Source organism: Tissierella sp., from assembly GCF_031460495.1.
Lineage (GTDB): Bacteria > Bacillota > Clostridia > Tissierellales > Tissierellaceae > JAVKTS01.
Genome location: NZ_JAVKTS010000002.1, coordinates 223,541 through 248,648, shown reverse-complemented (window position 1 = coordinate 248,648; position 25,108 = coordinate 223,541). Strand labels below are relative to the sequence as shown.

At 33.1% G+C, this 25,108-nt stretch carries 24 protein-coding genes; 2 read left to right on the top strand and 22 right to left on the bottom strand.

The features are described 5' to 3' along the window. Positions 1–89: 89 nt before the first annotated feature. From RIN63_RS04940 to RIN63_RS04865, 16 genes are all read right to left on the bottom strand, one after another. On the bottom strand, positions 90–650 hold the full coding sequence (locus RIN63_RS04940; RefSeq protein WP_310443580.1) for a hypothetical protein: 561 nt from the start codon (positions 648–650) through the stop codon (positions 90–92). A 114-nt stretch (positions 651–764) separates the two neighbouring features. Next, the gene (locus tag RIN63_RS04935; RefSeq protein ID WP_310443579.1) at positions 765–1,106 is read right to left on the bottom strand and encodes a hypothetical protein; all 342 of its coding nucleotides are present in this window, start codon (positions 1,104–1,106) and stop codon (positions 765–767) included. Next, positions 1,106–1,759 (bottom strand): SIMPL domain-containing protein, encoded by a 654-nt coding sequence (locus RIN63_RS04930; RefSeq protein WP_310443578.1) that lies wholly within the window; start codon positions 1,757–1,759, stop codon positions 1,106–1,108. Before RIN63_RS04930 ends, RIN63_RS04935 begins: the two co-directional genes overlap by 1 nt. After that, positions 1,756–2,802: a hypothetical protein gene (locus RIN63_RS04925; RefSeq protein ID WP_310443577.1), complete on the bottom strand. Its 1,047-nt coding sequence runs from the start codon at positions 2,800–2,802 to the stop codon at positions 1,756–1,758. Before RIN63_RS04925 ends, RIN63_RS04930 begins: the two co-directional genes overlap by 4 nt. A gap of 51 nt (positions 2,803–2,853) precedes the next feature. Beyond that, entirely contained in the window at positions 2,854–3,960 is a 1,107-nt protein-coding gene (locus RIN63_RS04920; protein ID WP_310443576.1) for an AAA family ATPase, read from the bottom strand. Then, entirely contained in the window at positions 3,957–4,469 is a 513-nt protein-coding gene (locus tag RIN63_RS04915) for a DUF6414 family protein (protein ID WP_310443575.1), read from the bottom strand. The genes RIN63_RS04920 and RIN63_RS04915 overlap by 4 nt, the downstream gene beginning before the upstream one ends. Then, positions 4,462–4,704: a DUF6414 family protein gene (locus RIN63_RS04910; RefSeq protein WP_310443574.1), complete on the bottom strand. Its 243-nt coding sequence runs from the start codon at positions 4,702–4,704 to the stop codon at positions 4,462–4,464. The genes RIN63_RS04915 and RIN63_RS04910 overlap by 8 nt, the downstream gene beginning before the upstream one ends. Before the next feature lie 103 nt (positions 4,705–4,807). Further along, entirely contained in the window at positions 4,808–5,116 is a 309-nt protein-coding gene (locus tag RIN63_RS04905; protein WP_310443573.1) for a DUF6508 domain-containing protein, read from the bottom strand. 18 nt (positions 5,117–5,134) lie between these two features. Beyond that, complete coding sequence (locus RIN63_RS04900) at positions 5,135–5,965, bottom strand: GIY-YIG nuclease family protein (protein ID WP_310443572.1); 831 nt, start codon at positions 5,963–5,965, stop codon at positions 5,135–5,137. 122 nt (positions 5,966–6,087) lie between these two features. After that, positions 6,088–6,327 carry a single-stranded DNA-binding protein gene (locus RIN63_RS04895; protein ID WP_310443571.1) on the bottom strand — a complete coding sequence of 80 codons (240 nt, stop codon included), beginning with the start codon at positions 6,325–6,327 and terminating at the stop codon, positions 6,088–6,090. Positions 6,328–6,590: 263 nt separating this feature from the next. Then, entirely contained in the window at positions 6,591–8,261 is a 1,671-nt protein-coding gene (locus RIN63_RS04890) for a recombinase family protein (RefSeq protein ID WP_310443570.1), read from the bottom strand. Further along, a complete protein-coding gene (locus tag RIN63_RS04885) occupies positions 8,254–9,174 on the bottom strand; it encodes a recombinase family protein (RefSeq protein WP_310443569.1) in 921 nt (306 codons plus the stop codon). Before RIN63_RS04885 ends, RIN63_RS04890 begins: the two co-directional genes overlap by 8 nt. Before the next feature lie 10 nt (positions 9,175–9,184). Further along, entirely contained in the window at positions 9,185–10,774 is a 1,590-nt protein-coding gene (locus RIN63_RS04880) for a recombinase family protein (RefSeq protein ID WP_310443568.1), read from the bottom strand. Between the two features lie 81 nt (positions 10,775–10,855). Further along, positions 10,856–11,017 (bottom strand): SHOCT domain-containing protein, encoded by a 162-nt coding sequence (locus RIN63_RS04875; RefSeq protein ID WP_310443566.1) that lies wholly within the window; start codon positions 11,015–11,017, stop codon positions 10,856–10,858. A 639-nt stretch (positions 11,018–11,656) separates the two neighbouring features. Next, the gene (locus tag RIN63_RS04870) at positions 11,657–12,130 is read right to left on the bottom strand and encodes a sigma factor-like helix-turn-helix DNA-binding protein (RefSeq protein WP_310443565.1); all 474 of its coding nucleotides are present in this window, start codon (positions 12,128–12,130) and stop codon (positions 11,657–11,659) included. A gap of 338 nt (positions 12,131–12,468) precedes the next feature. Continuing rightward, positions 12,469–13,050, bottom strand: a complete 582-nt coding sequence (locus RIN63_RS04865) for a hypothetical protein (protein WP_285628531.1) — start codon at positions 13,048–13,050, stop codon at positions 12,469–12,471. A 173-nt stretch (positions 13,051–13,223) separates the two neighbouring features. On the opposite strand from RIN63_RS04865, the gene RIN63_RS04860 reads away from it, so the two are divergent. After that, entirely contained in the window at positions 13,224–13,679 is a 456-nt protein-coding gene (locus RIN63_RS04860; RefSeq protein ID WP_310443564.1) for a helix-turn-helix transcriptional regulator, read from the top strand. Positions 13,680–13,717: 38 nt separating this feature from the next. Then, positions 13,718–14,257 carry an ImmA/IrrE family metallo-endopeptidase gene (locus tag RIN63_RS04855; RefSeq protein ID WP_310443563.1) on the top strand — a complete coding sequence of 180 codons (540 nt, stop codon included), beginning with the start codon at positions 13,718–13,720 and terminating at the stop codon, positions 14,255–14,257. Positions 14,258–14,311: 54 nt separating this feature from the next. On the opposite strand, the gene RIN63_RS04850 is transcribed toward RIN63_RS04855, so the two are convergent. The 6 genes from RIN63_RS04850 to pglX all read right to left on the bottom strand — a co-directional run bounded on the left by RIN63_RS04850 (position 14,312) and on the right by pglX (position 25,100). Continuing rightward, positions 14,312–15,343, bottom strand: a complete 1,032-nt coding sequence (locus RIN63_RS04850) for a hypothetical protein (protein WP_310443561.1) — start codon at positions 15,341–15,343, stop codon at positions 14,312–14,314. Then, positions 15,340–16,080 carry a hypothetical protein gene (locus tag RIN63_RS04845; protein ID WP_310443560.1) on the bottom strand — a complete coding sequence of 247 codons (741 nt, stop codon included), beginning with the start codon at positions 16,078–16,080 and terminating at the stop codon, positions 15,340–15,342. The genes RIN63_RS04850 and RIN63_RS04845 overlap by 4 nt, the downstream gene beginning before the upstream one ends. A gap of 98 nt (positions 16,081–16,178) precedes the next feature. Continuing rightward, the gene (gene brxL, locus RIN63_RS04840) at positions 16,179–18,248 is read right to left on the bottom strand and encodes a protease Lon-related BREX system protein BrxL (protein WP_310443559.1); all 2,070 of its coding nucleotides are present in this window, start codon (positions 18,246–18,248) and stop codon (positions 16,179–16,181) included. 17 nt (positions 18,249–18,265) lie between these two features. Next, on the bottom strand, positions 18,266–20,785 hold the full coding sequence (gene pglZ, locus RIN63_RS04835; RefSeq protein ID WP_310443558.1) for a BREX-1 system phosphatase PglZ type A: 2,520 nt from the start codon (positions 20,783–20,785) through the stop codon (positions 18,266–18,268). Between the two features lie 11 nt (positions 20,786–20,796). After that, entirely contained in the window at positions 20,797–21,516 is a 720-nt protein-coding gene (locus tag RIN63_RS04830) for a phospholipase D-like domain-containing protein (protein ID WP_310443557.1), read from the bottom strand. Between the two features lie 11 nt (positions 21,517–21,527). Next, the gene (gene pglX / locus RIN63_RS04825; protein ID WP_310443556.1) at positions 21,528–25,100 is read right to left on the bottom strand and encodes a BREX-1 system adenine-specific DNA-methyltransferase PglX; all 3,573 of its coding nucleotides are present in this window, start codon (positions 25,098–25,100) and stop codon (positions 21,528–21,530) included. Between the last annotated feature and the right edge of the window lie 8 nt (positions 25,101–25,108).

Here is a 25,108-nt window from a genome sequence, read left to right as displayed (position 1 = left end):
ACCATACTTCTAATTAGCAATCATTATTTCCTCATCTTCATTTAAATCTTACAGTGATATATCAGTAAATAATAAAACTGTGGCACATTCTAAATCTCAATTATGTAATATTTGCGATTCCCATTAAAATCATTCCATATAAAATCATGCCTACCAAATAATGTGATACATTCTTCGTTCTTTCCGATACCGGTAGGTTTGAAAACTTCACCATAAACTGAATATTCTTCTCTGAAAAATCGATAAATGCCATCATTCAATTTTCCTTGATAAAATGGCTTGTCTGAAACCAATGTTACACAGCATGTCTTTACAAACCCTCTTTGTCTCAACTGCTCCATGAATCTAATGTCTTTAACAAACGAGTACATCTGCTCAGGATACTGACCATTTAATGGGCATTTAAGTTCAATGGCATATTTCTCTTTTTTATCCTCTGAAAAAATTGAAATATCAATTTCTTTCTTAATTGTATTAGTGTCAGTAGTAAAAAAAGTTATATTTCTTTCAAATTGCACTTTATATGTAGGAAGAGCTTCCCTTAAAAAAATGCCGAGTTCATGTTGCAGGCTAAATTCATTGTAAATTTCGATATTTTGTCTTGTAACCAATTTAAAAAAATCAGATACTAAGCGTTTTAATTCAAGCAATATAGTCACCTCGATCCCATATTATGTTATAGTATCTAGACTCAGTTTGTGTTTGCCGTTTAGGACAGACTTCTGAAATTAATGTTCTTGCTAAACCAGTAATTTATACAAGTCCTATTTTAGTTTCAAAGTATTGCTAATATATTTTATCCAGATGTCAATTGCAATTATAAACTCATCTAAACCGCCTTCAATTGTTTTGTTCTTATATAAACTTGTAAGCACAAGCATTGTATGTTTTCTTCCTTGCAATTTTATCTTTCCAACAGGGTATCTATTATAAGCCACATTTACTGTCCCATCAGACAAACGAGAAAGTTGGAATTCTCCTTTTAAGTGACTACTTTTTTCAAGCAACTTATCAAGGAACTTTACTTCTTCTTCGATGAGCGCGTATTTCTTAGCTGGATTACTAGAATTGTACGGTATATAATACTTTGGTTTGATTTCATCCATCACTTAATCTCCCACACGAAAGTAACAGTGTCACTTATGCTAATATCATCAGGCTCTATCTCAGGTGCACAGGATGACTCCATTACCATACACCTATCCTCCATGTCATACCTAGTAGGTGAGTACAAATGAAGTTCACCCCAATTATAATCAATATTAATCAGATTGCCTAAATCAACACCAGAAGCCTTTGATAAAATTTCAGCCTTTTTCCTTGCATTTTCTGTTGCTTGAATAAGTAATTCTTCACTTACAGCAGCCTTGTCCTTAACAGAAAACTGAATATTTAATTTGGGATTAACTGTCGCTTTAGCAATAGCAGATAATACATTTGACATGACTTTTGGATCAAAATCAAACTCTAGTTTTAATCCTTGCTCACAAATATATCCATCAAACCTACTTTTATAGTTATTATCTTTATCTCTATAACTCTCATAATGAGTTCTAACATTGAAGCTTGTTGTCTTTAAATCCTTTTTGTCAAAGCCTACAGTTTCAATTGCAGAAGTAATTATGTTAACTGAATCTGTTGCGAACTGCATTGTTTGATCATATTCCAGCTGTTGGCTTTCTAAATTCATCGTTATAATTATTAAGTCTGTCTTTACACTTACATTACCTGTTCCCTTTACTGTAATTAATCGGTTCATACTTCTACTCCTCCTTCTCTGTGAGTTTTTATCCAATTGAGCAAATATGGCCTATCATTATTTCCACCTGGCTTTTCAAACCATTCCGAACACAAATAGTATTCTTCACCATTAATATTAACAATCGGTTTTGCCATATATCTAACCGGCCGTGTCTGTAAATCCTTTTTCTTCAACAATAACGGATACTGCAAATCAAAATTTTCTTTGGAATATTCCTTAGTCTGCATTTTCCCTATAATATCAGGAGAGTGAACCTCATTTTCCAAAATCCTAACCAATTCAGTACGTACAATTTCCGCAATTTTCAGATTTTCAAAACCCGGTATAATATCAGCCAAACTTTGTGCAATCTTATTATCGATATTTACTTTAGCCTTAGGGAGTAAATTTCTTCTTTCTGCATTAAATGAAAAAAGGTTGCACATTTGAATACTACGCATAAATAATTCATTAGTATCAGAAATTTCCTTTGATAATTTTAATACTGGATCAAGGATTTCTTCTTCAAACGCTCCATTAGCTAATATCTTGACATCATACTCTAACCCCAATCCTAATAATACAGCATTAACATCTTCTATAACGTCAATCAAATCATTAAAGACTGAAGGATTAATTTTAGGGGAAGCAAATATGATATCTCCATATGAAATATTAAAACAACCAAGCATGCACATGGCAGTACGAATACATTTTTTTACTACCCTTGAAACAGTTTCAGCACGAGAACCATAATTTAATCCCGCTTCATGGAAAGCAATATCAACAGCATAGATATGATCTCCATTTTCATCAAATGAAACTCCAACAACATCAGCTTCACTTTGTCCAATTAGTTGATCCAGAGAATTATTTTTGTATATATTGTATCCATATTTTTCTTGAAATAAATTATTAGATTTAATCATGAGCTGATCTATTATGTCCTTATTTTCAAATGTCCAACTTGGTGACACTGCCCAATTAAGTTGAACTATTTGACACTTTTTAACATGCTTAAGCCAAGATAATATAAGCGATTCTCCCATTTCAATTTTCATTGTTAGAAACTCCTATTCAATATATTGTATTTGTACTCATAAATTCAAATGTTATGATATAAGACTTCTTATTAATACCAAGGCAAACGAGTCATCAATCAGGTGAGAGATCTCCCTTGCATTATTGCAATATGTACAGCTTTCTATTAATTTGTCTCTAATAGCTAGACTGTCAATTATTTCTTGTTCAGAATTTGTATATGATCTATACTTCTGTTCAAACTGCATATTAGCTATTTCCTTTTTTGAATCAGCTGACAAGTCATCAAACTTTATTACAGAATCAAATCTTGAGAATATTGCTTTTCCGAGCTTGTTTTTTATATCATCTATTGTTTTATAATTCGATGTACATATGATAATCGATTTTTTTAGCTCTAAGTGATAGTTCTGATCCTCATATATACCCTCATCAAAAAGTTGATAAAAAGCACTATGAAAAGTAGAATTCGCTTTGTCAAACTCATCTAAAAGTATTACATTTGATTCTCTATCAAGTAATTCTTTTGCAAAACTTTTTTCATAATGAGCACCTCCAAATAAATATGTAGCAAATTGATTGTTCTGGAACATAGAAAATTGTTTACGGAATATTTTCTCTTCAACAACATCACTAATGGCATGAGCTGTTTCTGTCTTACCCAGCCCAGTATCTCCATAAAATAGTATCACCACGGGCTTATTACGATTAGGATTAGTTAGTGGATAAAGTGCTTGTAATAAACGTTTCAGTACATTTTCTTGCCCTTTAATCTTGGTTTGATAAGTGTTATAAATCTTGATTAAATCTACTTTATTAATTGTTTTATATTCTTGCTTAATTATTTCCACTTGTGAGTATAATTTTTCTATTTGTGAACTTATCGCAATTGGAGGATTTTGAACATATAAGTTTTCTACATCTAATTTTGCTAAGAAATTAGCAAAATTTAAAATAACATGTTCCCTTACCCCAGAATATTCATCAGATTCTATAATGAAATTCTCAACAAATGTTTTCTTCTTTTCTGGAATTGGTTTATCCGGTATTTCTATAATAAAACTTCGACTATCAGTATCAATCTCCATAACTAAATCAGTTAAATTTCTACAGTTATTTTCAGGGATTACCTTTTCAAAAGCAGAACGTGAACCATAAAAAATTATTACCTTATTCATCGCTCCACACCTGCCAATACAATGTCATAAACCTTCAGTTGTGTATCGCCTACCCCACTTTTACCGTCAACCACCTCTTCTGCTGTTGGTGATACTCTCGAAAAATCAAATTCCTTAGACATATCCAGTTTAGATATGTCACAAACCCCAACATAAATACCATAGTAAACGAGTTTCATTTTTGTTAAATCTGATAGGTTATAGTTATTTCTGAATGCTTTGTTATTTAATCTTAAAACAGTTTTCGGAATCTTTTCACTGCCTAATAACATCTCATAATATCCTCGTGCATTTTCAAGAGCTTCATTCAATCTTTCTAAATCTATTGGACTTTCATCCTTTGGAACAATAATAGTATAAGGACTATACATTTTATACATTGATATAGAGTTCTCAGGAGCATATACTAAATCAATAAATTTTCTAATATTTTTGTCCTCGTTGGCAATAATTAAATAGTCCGTTAACAGTGTATTTGTAATTTTTGTTCCAATGACTGTTTTAGTCATGATCATATGAAGAACTTGTCTTACCACCAATAGATGCTTTTATCCAAGTTAAGAAATTAAACCCACCCCCGATTTCGGCATCGATCTCCGCTATTATTTTTGCTAACTTTTCTTTATCCTTCTCTGTACTCCAATCCAAATGACCACCATTTACAATATCAATATAATCACTCGCAGATTGCTCATCAAAGTATACTACTTTTATCATTTTTCTTTCCTGAACTTTTCTTGCCATTCCTCTCCCCCCTCTAAACCTTCTTATAAGATTATACTGGGGGTTTGACCCAATACCTTTCTTATTTTTTGCCAACTTACTCCGTTACATGCTGACTCATTTTTTATAATAATTCTATCATACGTTCCACAATGGCGGTGACTTGACCATTACGATATCTTCTTTCAAACGCTCCATTACTAAAATAGTCTTCTCTTAAAAGCATTGTTAGAAATGCTGCACACAAATCATAATCTGCACCCGGTAAACGCTTTAACTCTGTTTCCACATCTATTGGGCCTGTTGTCATATAGTCATTGTAATTTGTTTTAAGATCATCCATTTCTTCTAAACAAGTATAATAAAATTCTTCACTTCCTGTATTCTTTGCCAATAGGTTTTGAAGTTTTTCCTTCTTCTCTATATTAGTCATTGAGCTTCCTCCACTGGTTTAATTGCTGTTATATCCATACTTTCTTGTCTGCAAAGTTTCTTTCCACCATGACTCCCTTTCTAAGATAATATGGTCATCAACCTTTGCATTATAATTCTCAAGGATAGAATATTGAAAATTAGCTTTAATGTACTCATAGCCTTTTCCATTAACAATATCAACTAATTCTTTATTCCCACCGTGACCATTAGCAACATAACTCCTCCATCTTTGAAGTAGCATTCCATAGTCACTTGTTGCAGAACCTACATACATCTTTCCATTCTCTTTATCGGTAATTAAATATACTGCTTTTTGGTTTTCAAGAGCTGCAATCCAATCTCTCTTACCACGATTTAAAACAGTCTCTAACTGTCTGTACGAAAGTCTAACCTTATCATATCCAGGAAAATCATCTCCATCAAAGACAGTCGGGAGTATTTGTTGCACTTCTAAGTCATTACATATTTCACCATAATACCTCCCTTGCTGCTGAAAAGTCTTATGGTACTTAATAACAACTCGTCCAAAGTAGGATTTATACTGTTCTAGTTCCTCACCTTCGTAATTGATACCATCATAAATATTCAGTTCTTTGGTAACCTTTTTAATTGTGGTAAGCAACCATGTATCATATGATAATTTTAAAAAGCATATCGCTATTTGTCCTACATAAAAATAACGTTGCTTACTTCTCCAAAACAGCCATTGGTTATTAACAATATCCGGATTATTTTGATATAATTCCATAGGATCTTCATAACCATTTGATTGGTTAAACTTTATTTTAATATTCCCATAATCTGCTTGATTAAAATGGAGCAAGTTATTCAAATATATCTTTTCCATAAGTCACCTCTTTTACATTATCGATTGATCCAATATTAATTTCACTCTATTCCTAACAAATAATCAATACATTTTAGAGATTTTTTTTCTTGTTGCCATAAATATTTATCAATATTTTTAAGCTAATAATTTTCCTTCTTATATCTCTGCTGTCCTGATGATGTCTTTTCAATCGGAACGATTCCTATATCAGTTGATTTAATATAATTGATGAATAGGGTGCCAAGCAACAATCGATTACTCCTAGATATTCTATTCCACTCATAACCTTTGAATAAATCACGTACTAAAAATATTTCTTCAGAATTCAAATTTTTTAGTTCTTCTTTTGCAATTTCCAGTAACTCATTTGCATTTAACACTTTTATTCCTCCCAATGAGAACAATCATATAAACAACATTGTTGTAATAATTGTATCTCTAAGGGAACTTTTTTACAAGATAATTGTGTATAATATTCTAAATTTTGACACAAGCCAATTAACGTAATATAAATCTCAACTTCCATTACTATCTGCCAACAATAAAACCCTCAGCATTTTCTGAGGATTTTAGTCTTACCAGATTCTTGTTATTATTAGAACAGTAACTCCTTTATGTATCCTAGCTACTGCCCCTGTTATTTTTAATCATAATAATCTACCATCTGCTCCATCACTATGCCTGATTCAAACTGTATCTCCAGTCTCTCTCCCTTATTCACTTTGATGGTGTTTATTAATCTTCTGACTAAGTCTTCATCAAACTCTCTTACCTGTGGTCTTACAGTCTTTAGGGTAGTGTCCATTTCCGTTAGTTTCTGTTTATAGTTCTCAGCCTGTTTCTTCTCCCTTACAAGCTTTAATTTCGCCTGTTTAAGCTCGTTTATCTTCTCTGATATTCTTTTGTACTCATTATCAAAATCTTCTGCTACAGCTCCTTGTTTTGCGTTTTCTTCGATTAAGGCTAGCATCTCCTTTTGCAGGGATTCAATCTGTTCGTCATATTCTGTAGGGATATCTTTGGTTGAGTATCCGCCGATGACTCTGATGACATTTTCTCTGAAAGCTCCTATAAAATCTCCATTGTTTTCTACTACATTATTAATGGCTGTCATAATGGCATTATGTAGCGGTTCTTCTTTTAAGGTAGGTGAATGCTTGCAAGATGCCTTTGTTCCATTCTTTAGCCTATTCTCACATCTCCATACTGCACTTTTCTGCCCGTATTTTGACCATGTCTGTCTGCGGTATGGATGTCCACACTCGGTACATACTAAGATCTCAGTTAGTGCATATTTGGAGCTAAATTTGCTCTTTTCCTTTTTTAGTTTATTTGCTTTTCTTGTAACTGCTGCTTTATTAAGGCTGGCTCTTCTGGCCTTTTCTTCCTGTACTTTATAGAATAATTCCTTTGGTATAATGGCCTCATGATTATCTTCTATATAATACTGAGGTACAATTCCGTTATTCTTAACTCGTTTCTTTGTTAGGAAGTCTACGGTGTAGGTTTTCTGCATTAGGGCATCTCCCATATATTTTTCGTTTACTAACATTTTTTCTATTACTCCAGGATGCCATGTTTCCTTGCCTGTAACTGTTTTGATTTTATCTGCCTCTAAAGCTTTTATAATCTCTCCTATACTACTTCCTTCTAAATACAATCTAAAAATTCGTCTCACAATATCTGCTTGTTCAGGTACTATAACCAGTTCGCCAGTTTTTTTATCTTTGGTATATCCCATAAATTTCTTATGATTAACCGTGATGATTCCATTTTCATATCTTCTTACGATTCCCCATTTTGTATTTTCACTTAGGTTTCTGCTTTCTTCTTGTGCTTGACTACTTAAGATTGTAATCAGTAATTCTCCTGTGCTTTCTAGAGTATTAACACCCTCTTTTTCAAAGTATATGGCGATATTCTTTTCTTTGAGTTTCCTTATGGTCTGAAGGGAATCTACTGTATTTCTTGCAAATCTGCTGACTGATTTTGTTATGACCATGTCTATTTTCCCAGCCATACAGTCATCAATCATAGCATTAAAATCATCTCTCTTTTTTGTATTAGTGGCTGACTTTCCATCATCTGCATAAATTCCAGCACACTTCCAATTTGGGTTACTTTTAATTTTCTCTGTGTAGTAGGATATTTGAGCCTCATAACTGCCTTCCTGTTGTTCTAATGTGGTACTAACTCTACAGTATGCTGCTACTCTTAGGGTCTTTAGCTCCACCCTTACATTCCTGTCATATATGGTTTGTGCCGGAATAAATGCTACATTTTTTTTTGCTACTGCTACTGCCATTTCATTCATCCTCTCTTATTTTTTCATGATCTTCCTCCATAGTTATGCCATTGATAAATTCTACTAGGATTCTTCCATCTTTATAAATAACTATCTGCTTTATTATGGTTATAAATATATCTTCTTCAAACTCTATTAGCTGTTCTTTATCAGCCAGTGCTTGTTTTATTTTTTCAGTGTTATAATCATAATCATCAATTTTAGCTATGCTATAATAAGCCTTTGCCCTTTTAAAGATTAGCTCTGATAGTTCCTTTGATGAGAAATGTTCTTCATACTCTAGCTCTTTGATTCGTTCTTCCAACTTTCTAATTTCTAAGGTAATCCTTGGAGGTTCTTTTTTCTTACCTTTGTCTAGCATCCACTTTCTTGATAAGACTTTATTGGATGCTGATAAAAAGGCATTTACTATATCCTTTTCAGTTAAAAATAAATTTCTACAGTGTACTCTATTTTGATAGATGTACCTCTTACACTTCCAGTTGCTCTTCTCAGATGGTCTGCCAGCATGTTCAATATATTTGCGATAAACATCACCACATTCTCCACATATTAATTTACTACTAAATAAACTTTGATTTTTCATACTATTTGGTTGTAGGGTTCTTCCTAGTCCCTCTTCCTTTTTCTTTCTTCTTTTCTGTACAGATTCAAAGATTTCCTTATCTATCATCTGAGGATAAAAGTCATCTCCTAAGTACTTAATATTTTGAAGTATTTTTCCTACGGAGCCATGATTCCAATTAGATTTGTTATTAGCATTTAAAAATCCTGCACTTGTAAGTTCTTTCGCTATGGCATGTAAGGATGATCCTTTATGGTACTCCTCAAATATCTTTTTTATTACTGCTGCCTTTTCATCATCAAATATTACTTTTCCATCTTCTATCTTATAGCCATGTGGCATATGTCTTTGCATCATCTACCTCACCTCACTTTCCATAATGCTCTGTCAGTTCTAGGTTGTTAATTAGCTTAAATGTAATCTCATGATTTTCTCCAACAATGATATTTTCCACCGTATTGAGAAATAGGTTTTCGTCATACTCTTCTATAATCTCTGGGTTATACCTTATGATTTCAAGTAACCTTACCGTTCCTAAAATTTCTTTTTCATAACCGTTATCATCAAGGCTTTGATTCCTCATTTTCTTAACGGCTTCAAGTTCTACAGTCAGAGCATTTTGTCTTTCTATAAAAATAGCAGAGTCAATATATCCTTTCGATACAACTCTACTTAGGATATGACTCTGCTCTGTTAATTCCATTATTCTATTATTTAGTTTTTCTATTTCTTCTTCCTGCTCATGATCTGTTCTTAGATTTCTTAAAGATTCAAGTAGGGGATAAAGGATATCTGTATGATTGCTTAGAAGCTTATTCCACATGGTTAGGAAGGTTTCTTTTATAATATCCTCCCTTACAGCTTTTATACTGCATTTACTTATATCTCTTATATGCTGGACACAGCACCACTGAATTTTTTCATATGGTTTACCTATATAAATCTTTTGTCTCCTAAAGGTGCTACCACATTCCTTGCAGATGATTTTGCTACTAAATTCATATCTGTTTTGGTATTTTCCACTATCATCTACTCTCATTTGATTTCTTCGATATTCATATATCTCTCGGACCATCTGCCCTTCTTCTCTTGTAATAATGGGTTCGTGATTGTTTTCAATAAAATACTGAGGCAATTCCCCTTTATTTGTTTTTCTTTCAAAGGGAAGCACCTCAGTTGTATATGTCTTTTGTAATAATAAGTCTCCCTCATAGATGGGATTTTGTAAGATTGCTTTTACTACACTGTCCTGCCATTCTTCTGCTGAGCGTATGGTTGGGATATTATCGTCTTTTAAATGCCTTGCTATTACATATGAGCCTTTTCCATTTAGATATTCATGAAAAATCCTACGAACAATCTTTGCTTCATCTTCTTTTATTATGAGATTTCCATCTTCATCCTTGGTATATCCATAAGCAGGATCGCTAAGCTTAAATGTTCCATCTTGAAATCTCTTTTTAACTGCCCATTTGTTATTAGTGGAGATGCTTTCTGCCTCTCCTTGTGCAAGGGAGCTTAGTATGGTAATCATCTGCTCACTTTTTTCTGATAGGGTATTAATATGTTCTTTCTCAAAATATACCCCGATACCAAGTGCTTTTAGCTTTCTGATAGACTCAATACTGTCTACCGTATTTCTAGCAAACCTTGTAACGGATTTTGTAATGATCATATCAATTTTGCCGTCTTCACAGTCTTTTATCATCCGTAGAAATTCATCACGTTTTTTTACTTGTGTACCACTTTTGGCTTCATCAGCGTAGATTCCTGTGTATTCCCAGTCATCTCTTTTTCCGATAAAAGTCTTGTAATATTCTACTTGTGCAGAAAAGGAATTCTGTTGTTCTCTTGAATCAGTACTTACTCTGCAGTAGGCACAAACTCGTTTTTTAGGTTGCAATTCTAGGATAACCCTTTGCTTTACAGGCTCTATTCTTCTTACTTTCTTTGCCATGGTTTTTCCTCCTTTCCTTTAGAACTTTAGTTCCTGTTAGCAACACACATTACCATAAGAATTCAAATATAGCTAGTGTTATTACACATATACTTTTGCAAGTTGTGGAGAAAAGGTCTGACGGTTTAATTCATCAATTTCTGCATATTCTTCATCAGTTATAATTCCCCTACAAAGTAAGATCTTTAACAGTTTTAAAGCCATTTTATATTCTACTTCTTTCGCTGTTTGCTCTTTTGTCATCACCATTCCTCCATTCATGTAAATTTTATTATTGTTTATGTAAGTATTTTTCATCTGCTTAATATCACAAAAATAGGGACCGCCATTTTAAATAAAAAACTTATAAATAGACTCTCGTCTATTTCAAGCGATCCCCATTGCTTCTAATATTAAGATTTTGTGTTGTACTTAGACACTACCATCCCCAACACACAAAGTCTTGCAAGCAAGACTTAAAGGGCGATTACATAAACTGCAACTGGTTGTAACTGCTTTAACAGTTATTGCATCATAGGACTCTCACCTCCACCGGGATCTCCGCTGGCTGCCCCCATTGCGATGTCTGTGGCTGGGCAGAAGTATCATTATAGACTGATGAGGGTTATTGCGAACAATCTACCATAGATTGTTTCTTGGGACGGATGGGTATCGCTTTGCACCTTATTTTGCCGACTTTAATAAAAACAGAGATTAAAATATCTGTTCTTACAGGTGGTCTTGGCGCATCCTCCATTGTCGCTTTTCCATTTCTGGCTCATCAGCTAACGTATTTATGTAATCGGATATTTAGTTTTCAAAGTTCAAGACAGGGAATAAAAAAGATCCCCTCAATGTGTAGGCAACGAGAAGACCTTTTTGACAACCATTTTTGTAAATATTTTATTTTTCTTTTAAAATTCTTTTTATTTTGATTAATCTTTTGGAGATGGCATTTTGTGAACAGTGCACTTTCCTTGCAATTTCACGCTGTGTATAGCCTTCTATAGCCAACAAAGTTAAAAGCTCTAATTCATCCTCACTTAAATCTCTTAGTTTTCTAGAAAGTGCATCATCAGAAATAGTATCTATCCAAGCATACCGTCCTGAAAGCTCTATTTCATCAAAACTTGTGTATAGTGATGTAAACCTTTGAAACAGATTGGAGCGTGTTTCAGCCTTCTGTTCATCTATCCCTTCTTCTGGCAATGCTTGTACGCGATTTTCATAGTTTCTTCTCATACGAAACCAGCTCCAATCAAAATCATATAGCTCCTGTATTGCTTCATCATTCATTCCTGCTTTTTTGTATTGTCCACGTAACTTTTCCCATTCTCTATCAAATATCAACTTTTCTCTACTATAATTAAAACCCATTCTAATTCCTCCGTTTTCTGATTTTTAAAAATGAATGTAATCATCAGAAAAAGGAGGAGAACGGCATTTAGTATGTAAGCTAGACTTTGGCTGTTCCATGTTTCCCCCTGTTTTTGGGTAAAGAAAAAGCCCGGAACAACATTAATTTGTTATTCCAGGCTTCTTCAGCACCATATATTTGGAGAAATGGGCATAAAAATAACCCCGACATAAATGCCGAGGTTCTTGATTGTTATTTTATTTTAGGCCATTACTTCCCCATAATACAGAGTATAGGCTATTGACAATTCAAAGTCAGTACGTATATGGTTCGTATCTAGTTCAACTTTAGTTCACACTTAGTACGCATTTTGTTTTTCTTCAAAGAAATATAGTAACTCATTTTCTTCTATAGTACTTGTCCCATTAAATATAGCTTGATATTTTGGCAAGGAATATCCCCAAAGTGCAATTCCAAATAGTTTTATTGCCTCTTTCTTTTTTGTATAGAAACTTGTCCGCTCAATAGAAAGATATTCTAGTATTTCTGTTTCTGTCATTGGATATGCTGTAATATAGCATTTTGACAATATTTCATGATACAGCTTTCCATTTGTATGATAATTATAAATTTTAATCATTGCTGTATCTACAAGATCTATCATCCATTTAGTCTCAAAAATACAGGAAACTTTATCACTAAACTTGTCCTTCTTTTCAGTAGGTGCAAAATCATTTAAATATGTTAAAGCTGTAGCAAGTTCATTGCTATAATATGACTCACATGCTTCCCTTACATAATTAGCTTCTTGAATGGTTCTCCATACTACATCCCTGTATATAGCAAGAACAAGTTTTGATTTATGAAAAACCTGTTCCTCATCAAGGTTCATACCCTCATACATCTTTGAAATATTCTTCATGTTTCTTGTAAGTCTCATCCCATACCTCCGTTGTTTTAGGGGTATTTAATTTACATGTTATATTCCCCACCCCATATTTTTATTGACTATTGACAAAATGTGAAGATTTATGTACTATAGTATGTGTAGTTATTCTTCACATTTATATTATATGAAGATAACCATCATATGTCAATAGTAAAATACGTTTTATGAAATATAACTTCATATTCAAGGAGGATATTATGAGATTTGGAGAAAAACTTAGAGACTTACGGAAAGGGAAAGATATGACCCAGACTGATTTGGCAAAAGAAATCGGTGTTTCACTACGTACAATTATTAGCTACGAAAATAGTAACAGCTATCCAAAGAAACGAGAAGTTTATTCCAAATTAGCTACACTTTTTAATGTCGATATTAATTATCTTTTAACCGAAGATGAAGAATTTATCACAAAGGCAAAAACTAAATATGGCAATCATGGTGCAAGACAAGCTGAAGACTTAGTTGCTGAAATTGGTGGATTATTTGCAGGTGGTGAATTATCAGAAGCAGATAAGGATGCTGTTATGCGCTCCTTACAACAAGCTTATTGGGACGCCAAAGAGGAAAACAAAAAGTACACTCCTAAAAAATATAGAACAGATGACGATAATAATGAATAAGTCCAACTTTTTTAGTATAATAACAGGGGAATAGTAGATTGTATACAGGGGGTGCTGCTTTGATTGACTCTTTCAGAATATATAAGAAAGCAAATGCTCTTGTCAACCGTATAGGGACAAGGGATACCAGACAGATTGCCAATGAACTTGGTATCAAAATTTATTATGAGAATTATGATGACCTACTTGGCATGTATACCTATCGTTGGAAACAACGTATTATCTTTATTAATAATAATTTAGATGACCACATGCGGCAGATGGTATTAGCTCATGAAATCGGTCATGATATTTTTCATAGAAATTTAGCCAGTAATGGTCTTAAGGAATTTGAACTTTTTGATATGAAAAATACTACCGAATACGAAGCCAATATCTTTGGTTCTCATTTGTTAATTGATAATGATGAGGTATTAGCTCTAGCACGAGATGGTTATGATATAGTGCAAATTTCAAGCATGTTAAATTCACATATTAATCTACTTCTAATAAAAATGCAGGAAATGAATAAAATGGGATATGATTTTAATGTACCTTATCGTCCTGAAGGTGATTTTTTAAAGAAGATAAAAGTGTAAAGCTCCTGCTATTCTTAGAACAGTGGGAGCTTAATTTAGAATTCTTTTGTCCTTTCATTGATTTTCGTAATAGTCTTGACAACTATCACACAAGTTTGGAGCATCTCTATATTCGTTTGATTCACCTTCAAAATAGCAACCACACCTGTCGCATAAACAAATTTCGTTCATCTCTCCGCAATTTAGACATTGTCCAAATACACCATAATTTTCATCTACACAGATATACTCTTCACCACACTCACAGCATGAAATGTCCGCCACGGGACTATTCCCACCATCTTTTATAATCGAATACATTTCTGAATCCACTTTCTCACGAATATTTTCAAAATAAGTATCGAGAAATTCTACAAGATAATCCTTTAGCAAACCTATGTCTTCTGTGGAAATAGCATCTTGAGTTTCTGGTAAATAGCACCCTTGGTATGAGTTAAAAACCACCTCTCCATTCCTATAAGTAATTGAATGAGATTCGCTTTTTTCATCTAATGTAATTATTATCTCGACAGTACTTTCTCCGCCCTGAGAATCATCAATAGATTCAATAGAATAGCTAACTATGGCTACTTTATCGTTAATTTTATATGTAATTTCAAACAATGTACCAGCATTATTTTTAGATAAAATATTTTGATATTCTCCAACTTCTAAGTCATTGCGAAATCTTAAATAATCTTGAAGTTCTGAGTGAAATTGATATAAATACTCGTCATACAAGTCGATGATTTCCTCTGAATTCCTAATTTCAACACCAGTCTCTGACTCCATTATTTCATGTAGCGCGGCTTCTGATTCCTGTTGAGCTATATACATTTGTTCTTCAATTGCATCCCTTTGTTCTCTGGAAACAACAATTTCCCCGACTTTCTGCAATGCTTTTTTTAGTTCTACTTCTACTATATTTATAGAGTTGAATATACTACTATATGCCGTACGATCAATCAATTTGTTATGAACAACATGGTTACGGTTTAACTCAAATGTTTTAAAATTCTTTATAAAATCTTCTGATAAATATTTTGAAAACTGTTCTCCCCACAGATCGAGGGTAACTTCCATTTGGTCAGATAATACTTCTTTCATTTTTTCAAGCTTAATATCTGACTGGTTATTAAGAAATTGTTTATTTCTGTGCTGAATGATGGGTTCCACTTTTTCTCTTTCAAAGTGAGTATGGAATTTAAATCCCCAATATCAATAGACATTAGTCTTTCATCGACATTCGCAAATCCTGGGGCAATTGATTTATACCCACTCAATCTGACTTTGTGCTTATTTCTTATTTGTATCGGAACATATGCATCCCACCAACCAATACCATACTCCTTAGTCATTATTTCACTTATCAACTGTCGTGTCATGTTTTCTACTCTATAAACACTCGGATAAAGAGTAATTGACAAAATTTCAGAGTCCTTATCCATTAGCCAAATAGTTCTTTCCCAATCTGATTTGACAATATTCTTGATAGAAAGTTTTAGTTGTTCTAAATAGTTATCAGCAACTTTTACGTCATAATCATTCGAGTTAATTTTTATTTGCAACTGACTAGATGATGTAAATGTTCCAAATTCGAAAATCAACTGCCAATGTGTTTTTTCTTCGCCTTTTATGTAAATATATTCTGATGTGTATATAGTATCCACAATCTCAACAATACATGTACCATCGCCAAAATCTGCTCTTGCATCACTAATACTAAATTGAGTTATTAACCCTTTTTTGAATAGTACTTTCATAATGTCTTCTGTATAGCTAAACATATCAATTGATAAAGCACTACTATTTATCAATAAAAAATTAACTAGTGTAGTAGTCATAATGACTTGCCCCTCCATATCCGCATTATTGAGATAGTTATACTTTCGCCTCGTATACAGTCTTTTTTTGATTCTTTCTCTTCTCCACAAAATCCCCTTTACTCTACACCTAAAGCTTTAAACACTGCTTCTTGTGGCGTTGAATAAAATATTATGCTAAAAGCACCCATCAAATCCGATGGCACTGTTCCCATCTCTGCTGCAGATGTAATTGGTAGTAACACCTTCTTTGCTCCGCTATCTAGGCATACTTGCAATACACTGGCCAATTCCTCTACTTTTAAAATTGTTCCACTGATACTGATATCACCTAAAACAGCAAGACTACTTAAGGTTGGCTTATTTAGTGCTGCTGATGCAATTGCAATTAGTGTAGGTAAGGTTAAGTATTTAGTAATTCCTATTCCATTTAAATCCTGATAATTTATGATGTAATCTTTTGTTGTCGTACTAATAGAGTTGCTGATTGAATGACCATTAGCTTTTAGATAGTTAAATGCAGTATTAGTAGCCTCTCTAGCTTCTCTATCAGTACCAAGACCAGTGCGTTCAAATTTTCCATTGCCCGGTAAAACTTGTGTTTCCAAACGATAGACTCCTATCATACCAGTTTTACCTCTTGATATGGTATACACATGTCCAGGGTTACTGATGCCTTCAGGAATCAATTTGCCTCCACCTTGTTCTGGAACTGATACATAATGTTCTTCAAAGGTTTCATTATCTATGTAGGAGAAATTCACATCATAAAATTCCATTCCACCTATCTTTTTAAGCTGTTCTTTTACACGTCTTCTTAGTTCAAGTGATATAGTCACTATCTCAGCTATATCTTCTTTTGTAAATTCCTCGTTTGGATAGAGAAGCTTAGCAAACCCTGATATCATTTTTCTGACACCAATAACATCACGTTGGTTTAAGTTAGAACCAAATCTAAAATATTTATCACTTATATCACTAAACTGTTCTTTACGCATTTCACGCATAAATTCAGAAAAATAATCCGTTATAAATCCATATTCATTTGTAAAGAAATCTGGTCTATACTTCGGTATTTCCCAACCAGGGATATAACAATGCATACGGTCAAGGAAAGCAGTATCATAAGCCATAGCTTCTGGAAATGGCTCGAATAAATGAGAGGTTTTTAGTAGTACATCCACACTTTGATTAATATTACCTACAAAAACCATAGATGCACTCGCAGCCTTTTCCTCTTTCCCACGAGCAAATGAACCTGATGCCATATAATCCTTCATAATCTGAATACCGTCTTTATCTTTAAAGGTAATCCCTGCAACCTCATCAAAAGCAACACAATCCCACATTCCAACCAGACCAATTGTCTTATTGGCCATGTTATAAAAAAGATTAGCAACTGTAGTTTGACCTCCAGATACAAGAATGCTATTAGGTGATATCTCTTTGTAAATATGGGACTTACCTGTACTACGAGGACCAAGTTCACAAAGATTAAAATTGTTTTCTACAAGTGGAATCATACGAGCAAGGAGAAGCCATTTTTCACGTTCAGTAAATTTATCTGGTTCCATACCTGTAGAACGAAGTAAAATATTAATCCACTCATCTTTTGTAAATTCTTTTCTGGCTTCCTTTATTTCATCTAACTCAATATGAGGCATCTGAATTGGTGTCAATTTCCTCACACGAATGGGAGTTGCTCTTTTGTCTTCTTCTAAAAATTCATATTCAAGTTGAACAATGCACCAAATACCACCACAAAGTAATCTGTCGAACTTAGATACATAATCAGGAGCAAGGAGTATTTCCCTAACTCCTAGATTCGAGAATTCTGCTTCGTATCGATCTTGCTTAATATTAAGTTTAGCAGTAATACGGTCTATTACTGTATAACTACCTTGTTCACGCAAAATAGATAAAACCTTCTGTGCTTCATCAGGGCGAACAAAATTATCTGCTAGAATTTTTTTTACTGTTTTTACTCCTTCTTCAATAATGTCCGGATCATCAGAGCTACAATATTGCCCCAATAAAAATTCCAGAACGTAAATGGGTACATTAGCTCCCTCTTTAATAGATTTTGTCAAATCCTTTCGGACTATCTTCCCGTCAAAATACTGTCTTAGCTTTTTATTTATGACAGTATTGGGATTATCTACTTCATCAAATTTATTTAAATCAGCCATTCTGCCATCCTCCTAAACTAAACATTAAACCCGAAATCATCAACAAATGCTAAGTCCATCTTTACCTCATGACGAATCACTTCAAGTGCATTTTTTTCATCATAGGCAACAAGGTAATATTTTCTGTTTTTACCATATTGTTTATTCTTAAAAGTAAACTTTAATCGGAATATTCGCTTACTTGCATCTTTATCTTTTTTATCTGCAACGTAGATATTATCATTTGAAATTTTTTCATTATCATCTGAGATAAAGAACAGTTTATAAACCGTCTCTTTATTAATATCAGTAACTGGATCTGTCTGGATAAAATCAAGATTAGTCATAAGATTGGTAATCTTATGCACCAAGCTCACAAGTCCAATACTTACCGTTTTAGTTTCTGTATGATATTTGTTAGTTCTTACATCTATGACAGGGATAATCAATTCCTGTAATGAAGAACCGCCATGCACATAGTTTTGGCCTCCTCCAGACACTTTGAAAACATCGCTGCCTATTGGAACTGAAACTACCCTTTGATCATCACTCCCTAATATATCCCCTAGTGTAACACTTCCAATACCATCTGCATTCACTCTTTCGTTTGCAACAACATATCGTCTGCCAACCAAAGCATTATTCTTATGAAAGCCACCAATTTTATCACTTTCAGCTAGTTTGTCACGTTTATAGATGAATCCATGATCTGCCGTTATTATAAAATGAATGTTATTGGCACTTGTAAGTCTTTTTATCATAGTATGAATCTCTTCTACAGCTTCTTCGCAGGCAATAAAGACTTCATTTTCAGTATTTAGCTTATCACCTCTGGCATCTATCTGATTATGATATATATATACAACATCCTGTCCAACGAATATCTCCTTCAAATCAGCTATCTTCATTGTTTTTATGTCATCAAATTGGACTGTTCGACTATTTGGCACATAAGTTTGTAGTATTTGTTCTCTCGACTTTAAATCATCACATACCTTACCATCTACTAAAATCTTATAGTCATCACTCATAGAAAGTTCTTTATGTGGGAGTAATGCTGACATACCAAATCTCGTATAGGAAGGTAAGACACTTTGCATTGCTGCAATCTTCGCTGTACATTTTTCATCTTCCTGCAACCTTTTCATTAGGGTTTGCCCTACTTCAAAGCGGAGTGCATCGGATATAATAACAACAACACGTTCTTTGGAGTTTCTTATATATCTATTAAAAAATTCCTGCTGTTTTATAAGCCCTGTATCTGCTTTCGCATCTACTAAGGCCTTGTTCCACTCTACGGACAATTCATCTAAGAATTTATTTGTATAAATATTCTCTACCAAATCACGAAGAGATTCATATGGGGTATTATTTAACACTTTATCAAAGTGAAAATAGAAATAGCGATATTTCTGGTCAATCATATAATCTTTTACAATATATTGATTTGCTATTTCTTCTATTGTTTTCTTAGGCTCAAAGTGAGCTGCAAGAATCAGGTAATAGGCATTTTCAATAATATAGTAATGGGAATAATATATCTTTCTATAGTGCATCTTTCTTCTTAAACGACAAATTTCCGGTATAGTATATCCATGCAATTTAGCATCGGTATCTTCATTCTCAAGCCTTGCAATAAGCCATTTAATTATGAAGATATCAACCTTACGGAATATTTCACAATCAACTATATTATCTGTCCCTATTCTTTCAAAGATATCGTCACCTTTTAAGCTGTCATATACCATCTGTGAAAGTTCATCGAAGTTCTCATTATAAATCAGGCTATTCATTAAACTATCCAAAAAAGCTATGATATTCCCTGATTTATAAGAACAATAATTTCTCCATGCTTGTGGAAGCTCTGTATGAATCACCTTTGAGGTATAGGTCACAAACAATGTGTAAATAAGTTTTGATAAAGACGGTACAATATCTGTGTATCCAAAGGTTTCCTCACACATCTTCCAGAAAGGTTCTATCAAATCATACTTCTCAAATTCAGCCAAATATTTATTATTCTCTAACTCTCCCTCTGAAATCATGGTCCTGACAATTTCCTCAAATGAAACAACCTTAGTCTTGCAAATTACACTCATAAGTGCTGTTTCTATAACTGGTTTATTAAAATTCTCAATTTCCAATTCATAAAACTTTTGTGTTCTATCTTTCGCCCCAAAGAACTTAATATAATGTTGTAGCACAGGCTTATACTTCTCATCAATACCTAAATCGATCGCCAGTAATGAGGCTCTGTCTGCAAAAAACTCTTTGGAATAGCGTATTGTATCTGCCAGATGATTGTCCTTTAGTGCTGGCTTTGGAAAAGGTGCATATATTAAATAATTAGTTTTTGTATCTTTACGCTCTAAGAAATATTTCGTATGAAACTGATTGTCTCTCTCAAGTCTGAAAATCTTTGCATTCTCAAGTTCCAATGTATCTATATCTGATACAAATTCTGCATTAGCATCATACCAGAAGACTAGCTTACGGATATCTGATGCAAATTCGCTATTTAGTTTATCTGTTATCTGTTTTAAATTAAGTTCTGCCATTTTTCACCACCTTAAACTTTTTTCTTTAAATCTACAAATTTTTCAGCATAATTTTTTGCTGTTTCTATATCATAAACAAATATTACATCTTCTGAATTTTTACTTGCACTTATAGTCCAATTATATGATCCAGTAATAACCATTTCAAAATCAATCATGCAAAATTTATGATGTAAATTTTCTTGCCCTACAACATATCCGGAAAAGTATTTAGTTTCAATTTTCTTTCTAAAGTCCAACTTATAGCTACCATCTCTATTTTTATTATTTTCATGGTTGAGTGTTAATATTTGAACATTTACACCTTGCTCTTTAGCAGATAATAAAGCTTTATAAATATCAAGATCCGTAAACCAAGCAATAGCAATCCAAATAACAAAACTTGCTCGTTCGATTTCTGAAATAATTGAATCTTTAATATCCATAAAATACGGTTTAGTATAAGTTCTCGGATTATAACTTATATATATTTCTATTCTACTCTTAATCTGCTTTAAACTCGTTTGAATTGCAGAATATGTTCCTCGCATACCACCCTTTTCTTCATAATTCAGAATATCATTCAATGAAAGTAACGGAATATTTAAAAAGTAATTACTTTTGCATACTTCGGCAATTCTAATATAATTATCATAAATAAACGAAGACATATTTGAATCTTCATCCTCAATAGCGGTACTAACAGTATTAAGCAAGTGATTAATATCAGAAATTATCATTTCCTTCTCCATAAATCATCACCCTAGATCTTTCCAAGAATATCAAGTTTCTTGCCATCTTGAGCTGTTTGAGCTTTTTCATAATTAACCTTTACTCCATCATCAAGATCTATATCTATTCGACTAAGAGCAATATGGGCAATTTTCTCATCATATTCTTTTGTTTCTTTAAGCTGTTTAATAAGTTTCTCTTTCCGTTTTTCTGCCTGTGCAATTTCACGAACTTGAGTACCATTTTCCACCATATCCTGCATACGATCAATTTCACCCATATAAATTTTCTGCATTTTGTGAAGGTAGTCAACACGAACAATACCTGTTGTATCAGCATTATAACGGTGCATGTATATTAGAGCTTTGAATCCATCTTGTTTACCACTGTCATATAACCAATAAATTGGACGTTTCTGATAAATCTTTAAATGATCTTTATAAAAATCTTTTACAAAGTAGTTACGAATTACCTCTCTTGAAGTATCACCTTTATTGCCTAGCGCTTTTGCAATAAAATCAAGATTTTCTTCAAGAGTTTCAATTCCGTACACTTTCTTTACAAATGCAACAAATAAACCAACAATGTCATCTTCAAAATATTCTTCATCGGTAATTGGAACACAGTTATCCTCATCAGGTATAAAAGTGGTGTATTTGCTATCATTCCATTCGCCACCTGCGTAAGCAAGGCCATCTACATCAAGGGAATATCTCCCGAACATGCATCCAACTGCATAGGATATAAGGCTTTTAATATCTCTTTGTAGGTCTGCCTTTCGGACAGTAACATCCTTATCTTCTACCTCGGGAGTAAGTTCATCTTGTAAGCCGTATATTTCTATGAAAATACGATTAAGTTCTTCTTCGTTGGCTTTGAGGATATTAAATTGCGTTTCTGTATTACTTTCCCAACTTCTAAAAGCATCAACTATTTTAAACTGCCATTTATCCATCTGTACATCGGCATAATCTGCACTACTACGATAGATAATGAGTGGATGAGTAATAAAATCCCATGATGTTTCGAAGGAATCCCAATCAGTTTTAGAGATGGAAATATTTTGATCGACTAAAATATTTATTTGTGCCTCGTGTTCTTTGGAAAAAATAACAGGTATATTTGCGATATCTCCCGCTTGGAAATTAATCGTAGGCGCTAAAATTCTAAGAATTTTTAGTGCAATTTTACTATTGCACAATGCTAACAGATACCAGAGATTATTGGTGGAAAAACAACTCATTCCTGCAATATCAAATATATTTCCATAATCTTTAAATCTAAAAGCAGGTGATGCAGAAGAAATTAACGACCAAGAAAAGCACTTGTCAAAATAAAGAGATTCACCTCTTGGAATGTTCGGATTTTTGCCTTCGAGGTATTTTTTTATATCTCTGCCATCATCTTCCCAATTAACTAAACAATCATTATTTCCATACCACTTTCTATATTCTCCGCCTTTATTATATGGAAACCATTTCTTACTGCTCTCATAAGCTTCTTTGCTATTTTTTGCAATAAAAAAAGTTTTCATATTATTAACTTCATACCATTGCCTTAAGAAAAGATTGTTATTTGTTGTTGCCATACCTTGTCGAGGTTTCGCAATTTCACCAAGAATACTCCCTTTTTCAAAACATAAATGAATTTTCTCAGTTACCCAATACGCAATCGGCGAACCAGGGATTTTGGAGAAGTTTTCTGAACTTGTTTCATAAAAGTATCCACACTCTTTATCCTCAATTGCTTCTAACACTTTTTGTTTCTGTACTTCCATTCCACCTTTAAAATCAGACAGCTTAAAATACAATCCTTTTTCTATTTTGCCATTTTTCAAAACAAAAGAGCATATAGGTACAGTAGCTTCCTCAAAAGCAGAATATTCCATCTGCACAAGTGTAGTAATTGATTTTTGATTGATGATATATTCCCTCAGTTTTTCATAAGTTTTTATAAACATCCATACAAATGGTGTCATGAATGCTGAATAACCGTTTGGCTTACAGTAATCAAAATTTTTATATATAAACACAGAGAATAAATCTCCACTATATGGTTTGTATTTCTCAACCACAAACTTTTTGAGATTCCCCTCTAATTTGTTCATATAAGGAGGATTGGTACAAACAACTGAATACTTTTGTATCATAATACGTGCTTGTTTTACAACCTTTATCATTACTGGTAAAGTATCTCTGTTCCAATGATCGCTATCAATTGTAATCTGACCAGAAAGGTTACAGGTATTTAAATATTCTTCAAACGCATTATAATCTCTATTTTCAATAGGTATTAAACTACCTATTTCTTTTGCATGCTTATAGGCATTAACAAGATATTCACCAACTTTATTCTGTTCTCTGTCGTTAGTAACACCATCACAGCTAAACTTTTTAATTGTATTGGTTTCTTCAATTACAGAAATATTAGGTTCGATTTTTCTAGTTAAAAATCTTCTATCATAACTACGTGCTTTCATCATAACTGCAAAATAAGCAAGTTGATAAGCGCGGTTATCAATATCCAACCCAAATAGATTGTTTTCAACAATTGCCTGTGCTGCATCTCTATCTACATAACCACACTCTCTATATATTTCCATAAGTACATCAAAGGCATATACAAGAATATGACCACTTCCCATACAAGGGTCAAAAAACGTCATCTCTTCAGGGGTAACTTTTTCATTAATAAATTGAATTTCACCATTTTTAGGTGTCAAAAAATATTGTAATTTATCTTGTAATTTACTCTGAGGATTTCTTTCTATCCAATAACGACCTAGAGAATTATCAACCATATAACGAACAACCCAATCCGTTGTAAATAACTGCGTGGCTGCTGGTATGTCATCCTTTTTAATTGTTCCTTTATAAATATTTATGACCTCATTCTTACGTTCTTCATTATAATACTGGTAAAGCCATCCGATAATTTCTACTGCCTCAGTAAAATCTTTCTCTTCAATATCATTTATAAGATGACTTACAACTCCATCTTTATCTGTAAAAGAAATATTAAGTAAGAATTCTGTATAGTCCGATGTCTCTTCGAAGAGTTCGGGAAGCACCTCATTTAATTTATTACATTGCTTAATAAATAGCATACGGAATAGTTCATTCAATTTATTCTCATCTTTTAACTGTACGATTCTATCTTTTTCATATGGTGAGAAATTCATATCCGTATCAAAGGGTGTCGTCACCATATCTGGTTCTGACTTTCCCTTTGTTTCACTTGAAAGTACACGAATACGTGAAGGTAGATAATCATTGACTTCCATAAAACGAATAGCAACCAAGCGATTAAACCACGTATATGCAACTTCTTCCATAACAAATTGAAAAGCCGTTCTATAATCAGATGTACTTTCTTTTTCTTTGATTCTATGTACAAGAGCATTACGTTGCTTAATTTCATGATTTGAAATCTCAGTAGGTTTTCCTGTACCAATGTCAAAAAATTGTACATTATCTGTGGATATTGGCAATGGCTGTAATATGCATTTTTCATTGATACCTATAACCCCTGCTTTATATGTGATATCGCTGATGAGTTTACATCTAGCCCATATGGCAAAGTTCTTAATTGCTGTCTTATTCATAACTTCCT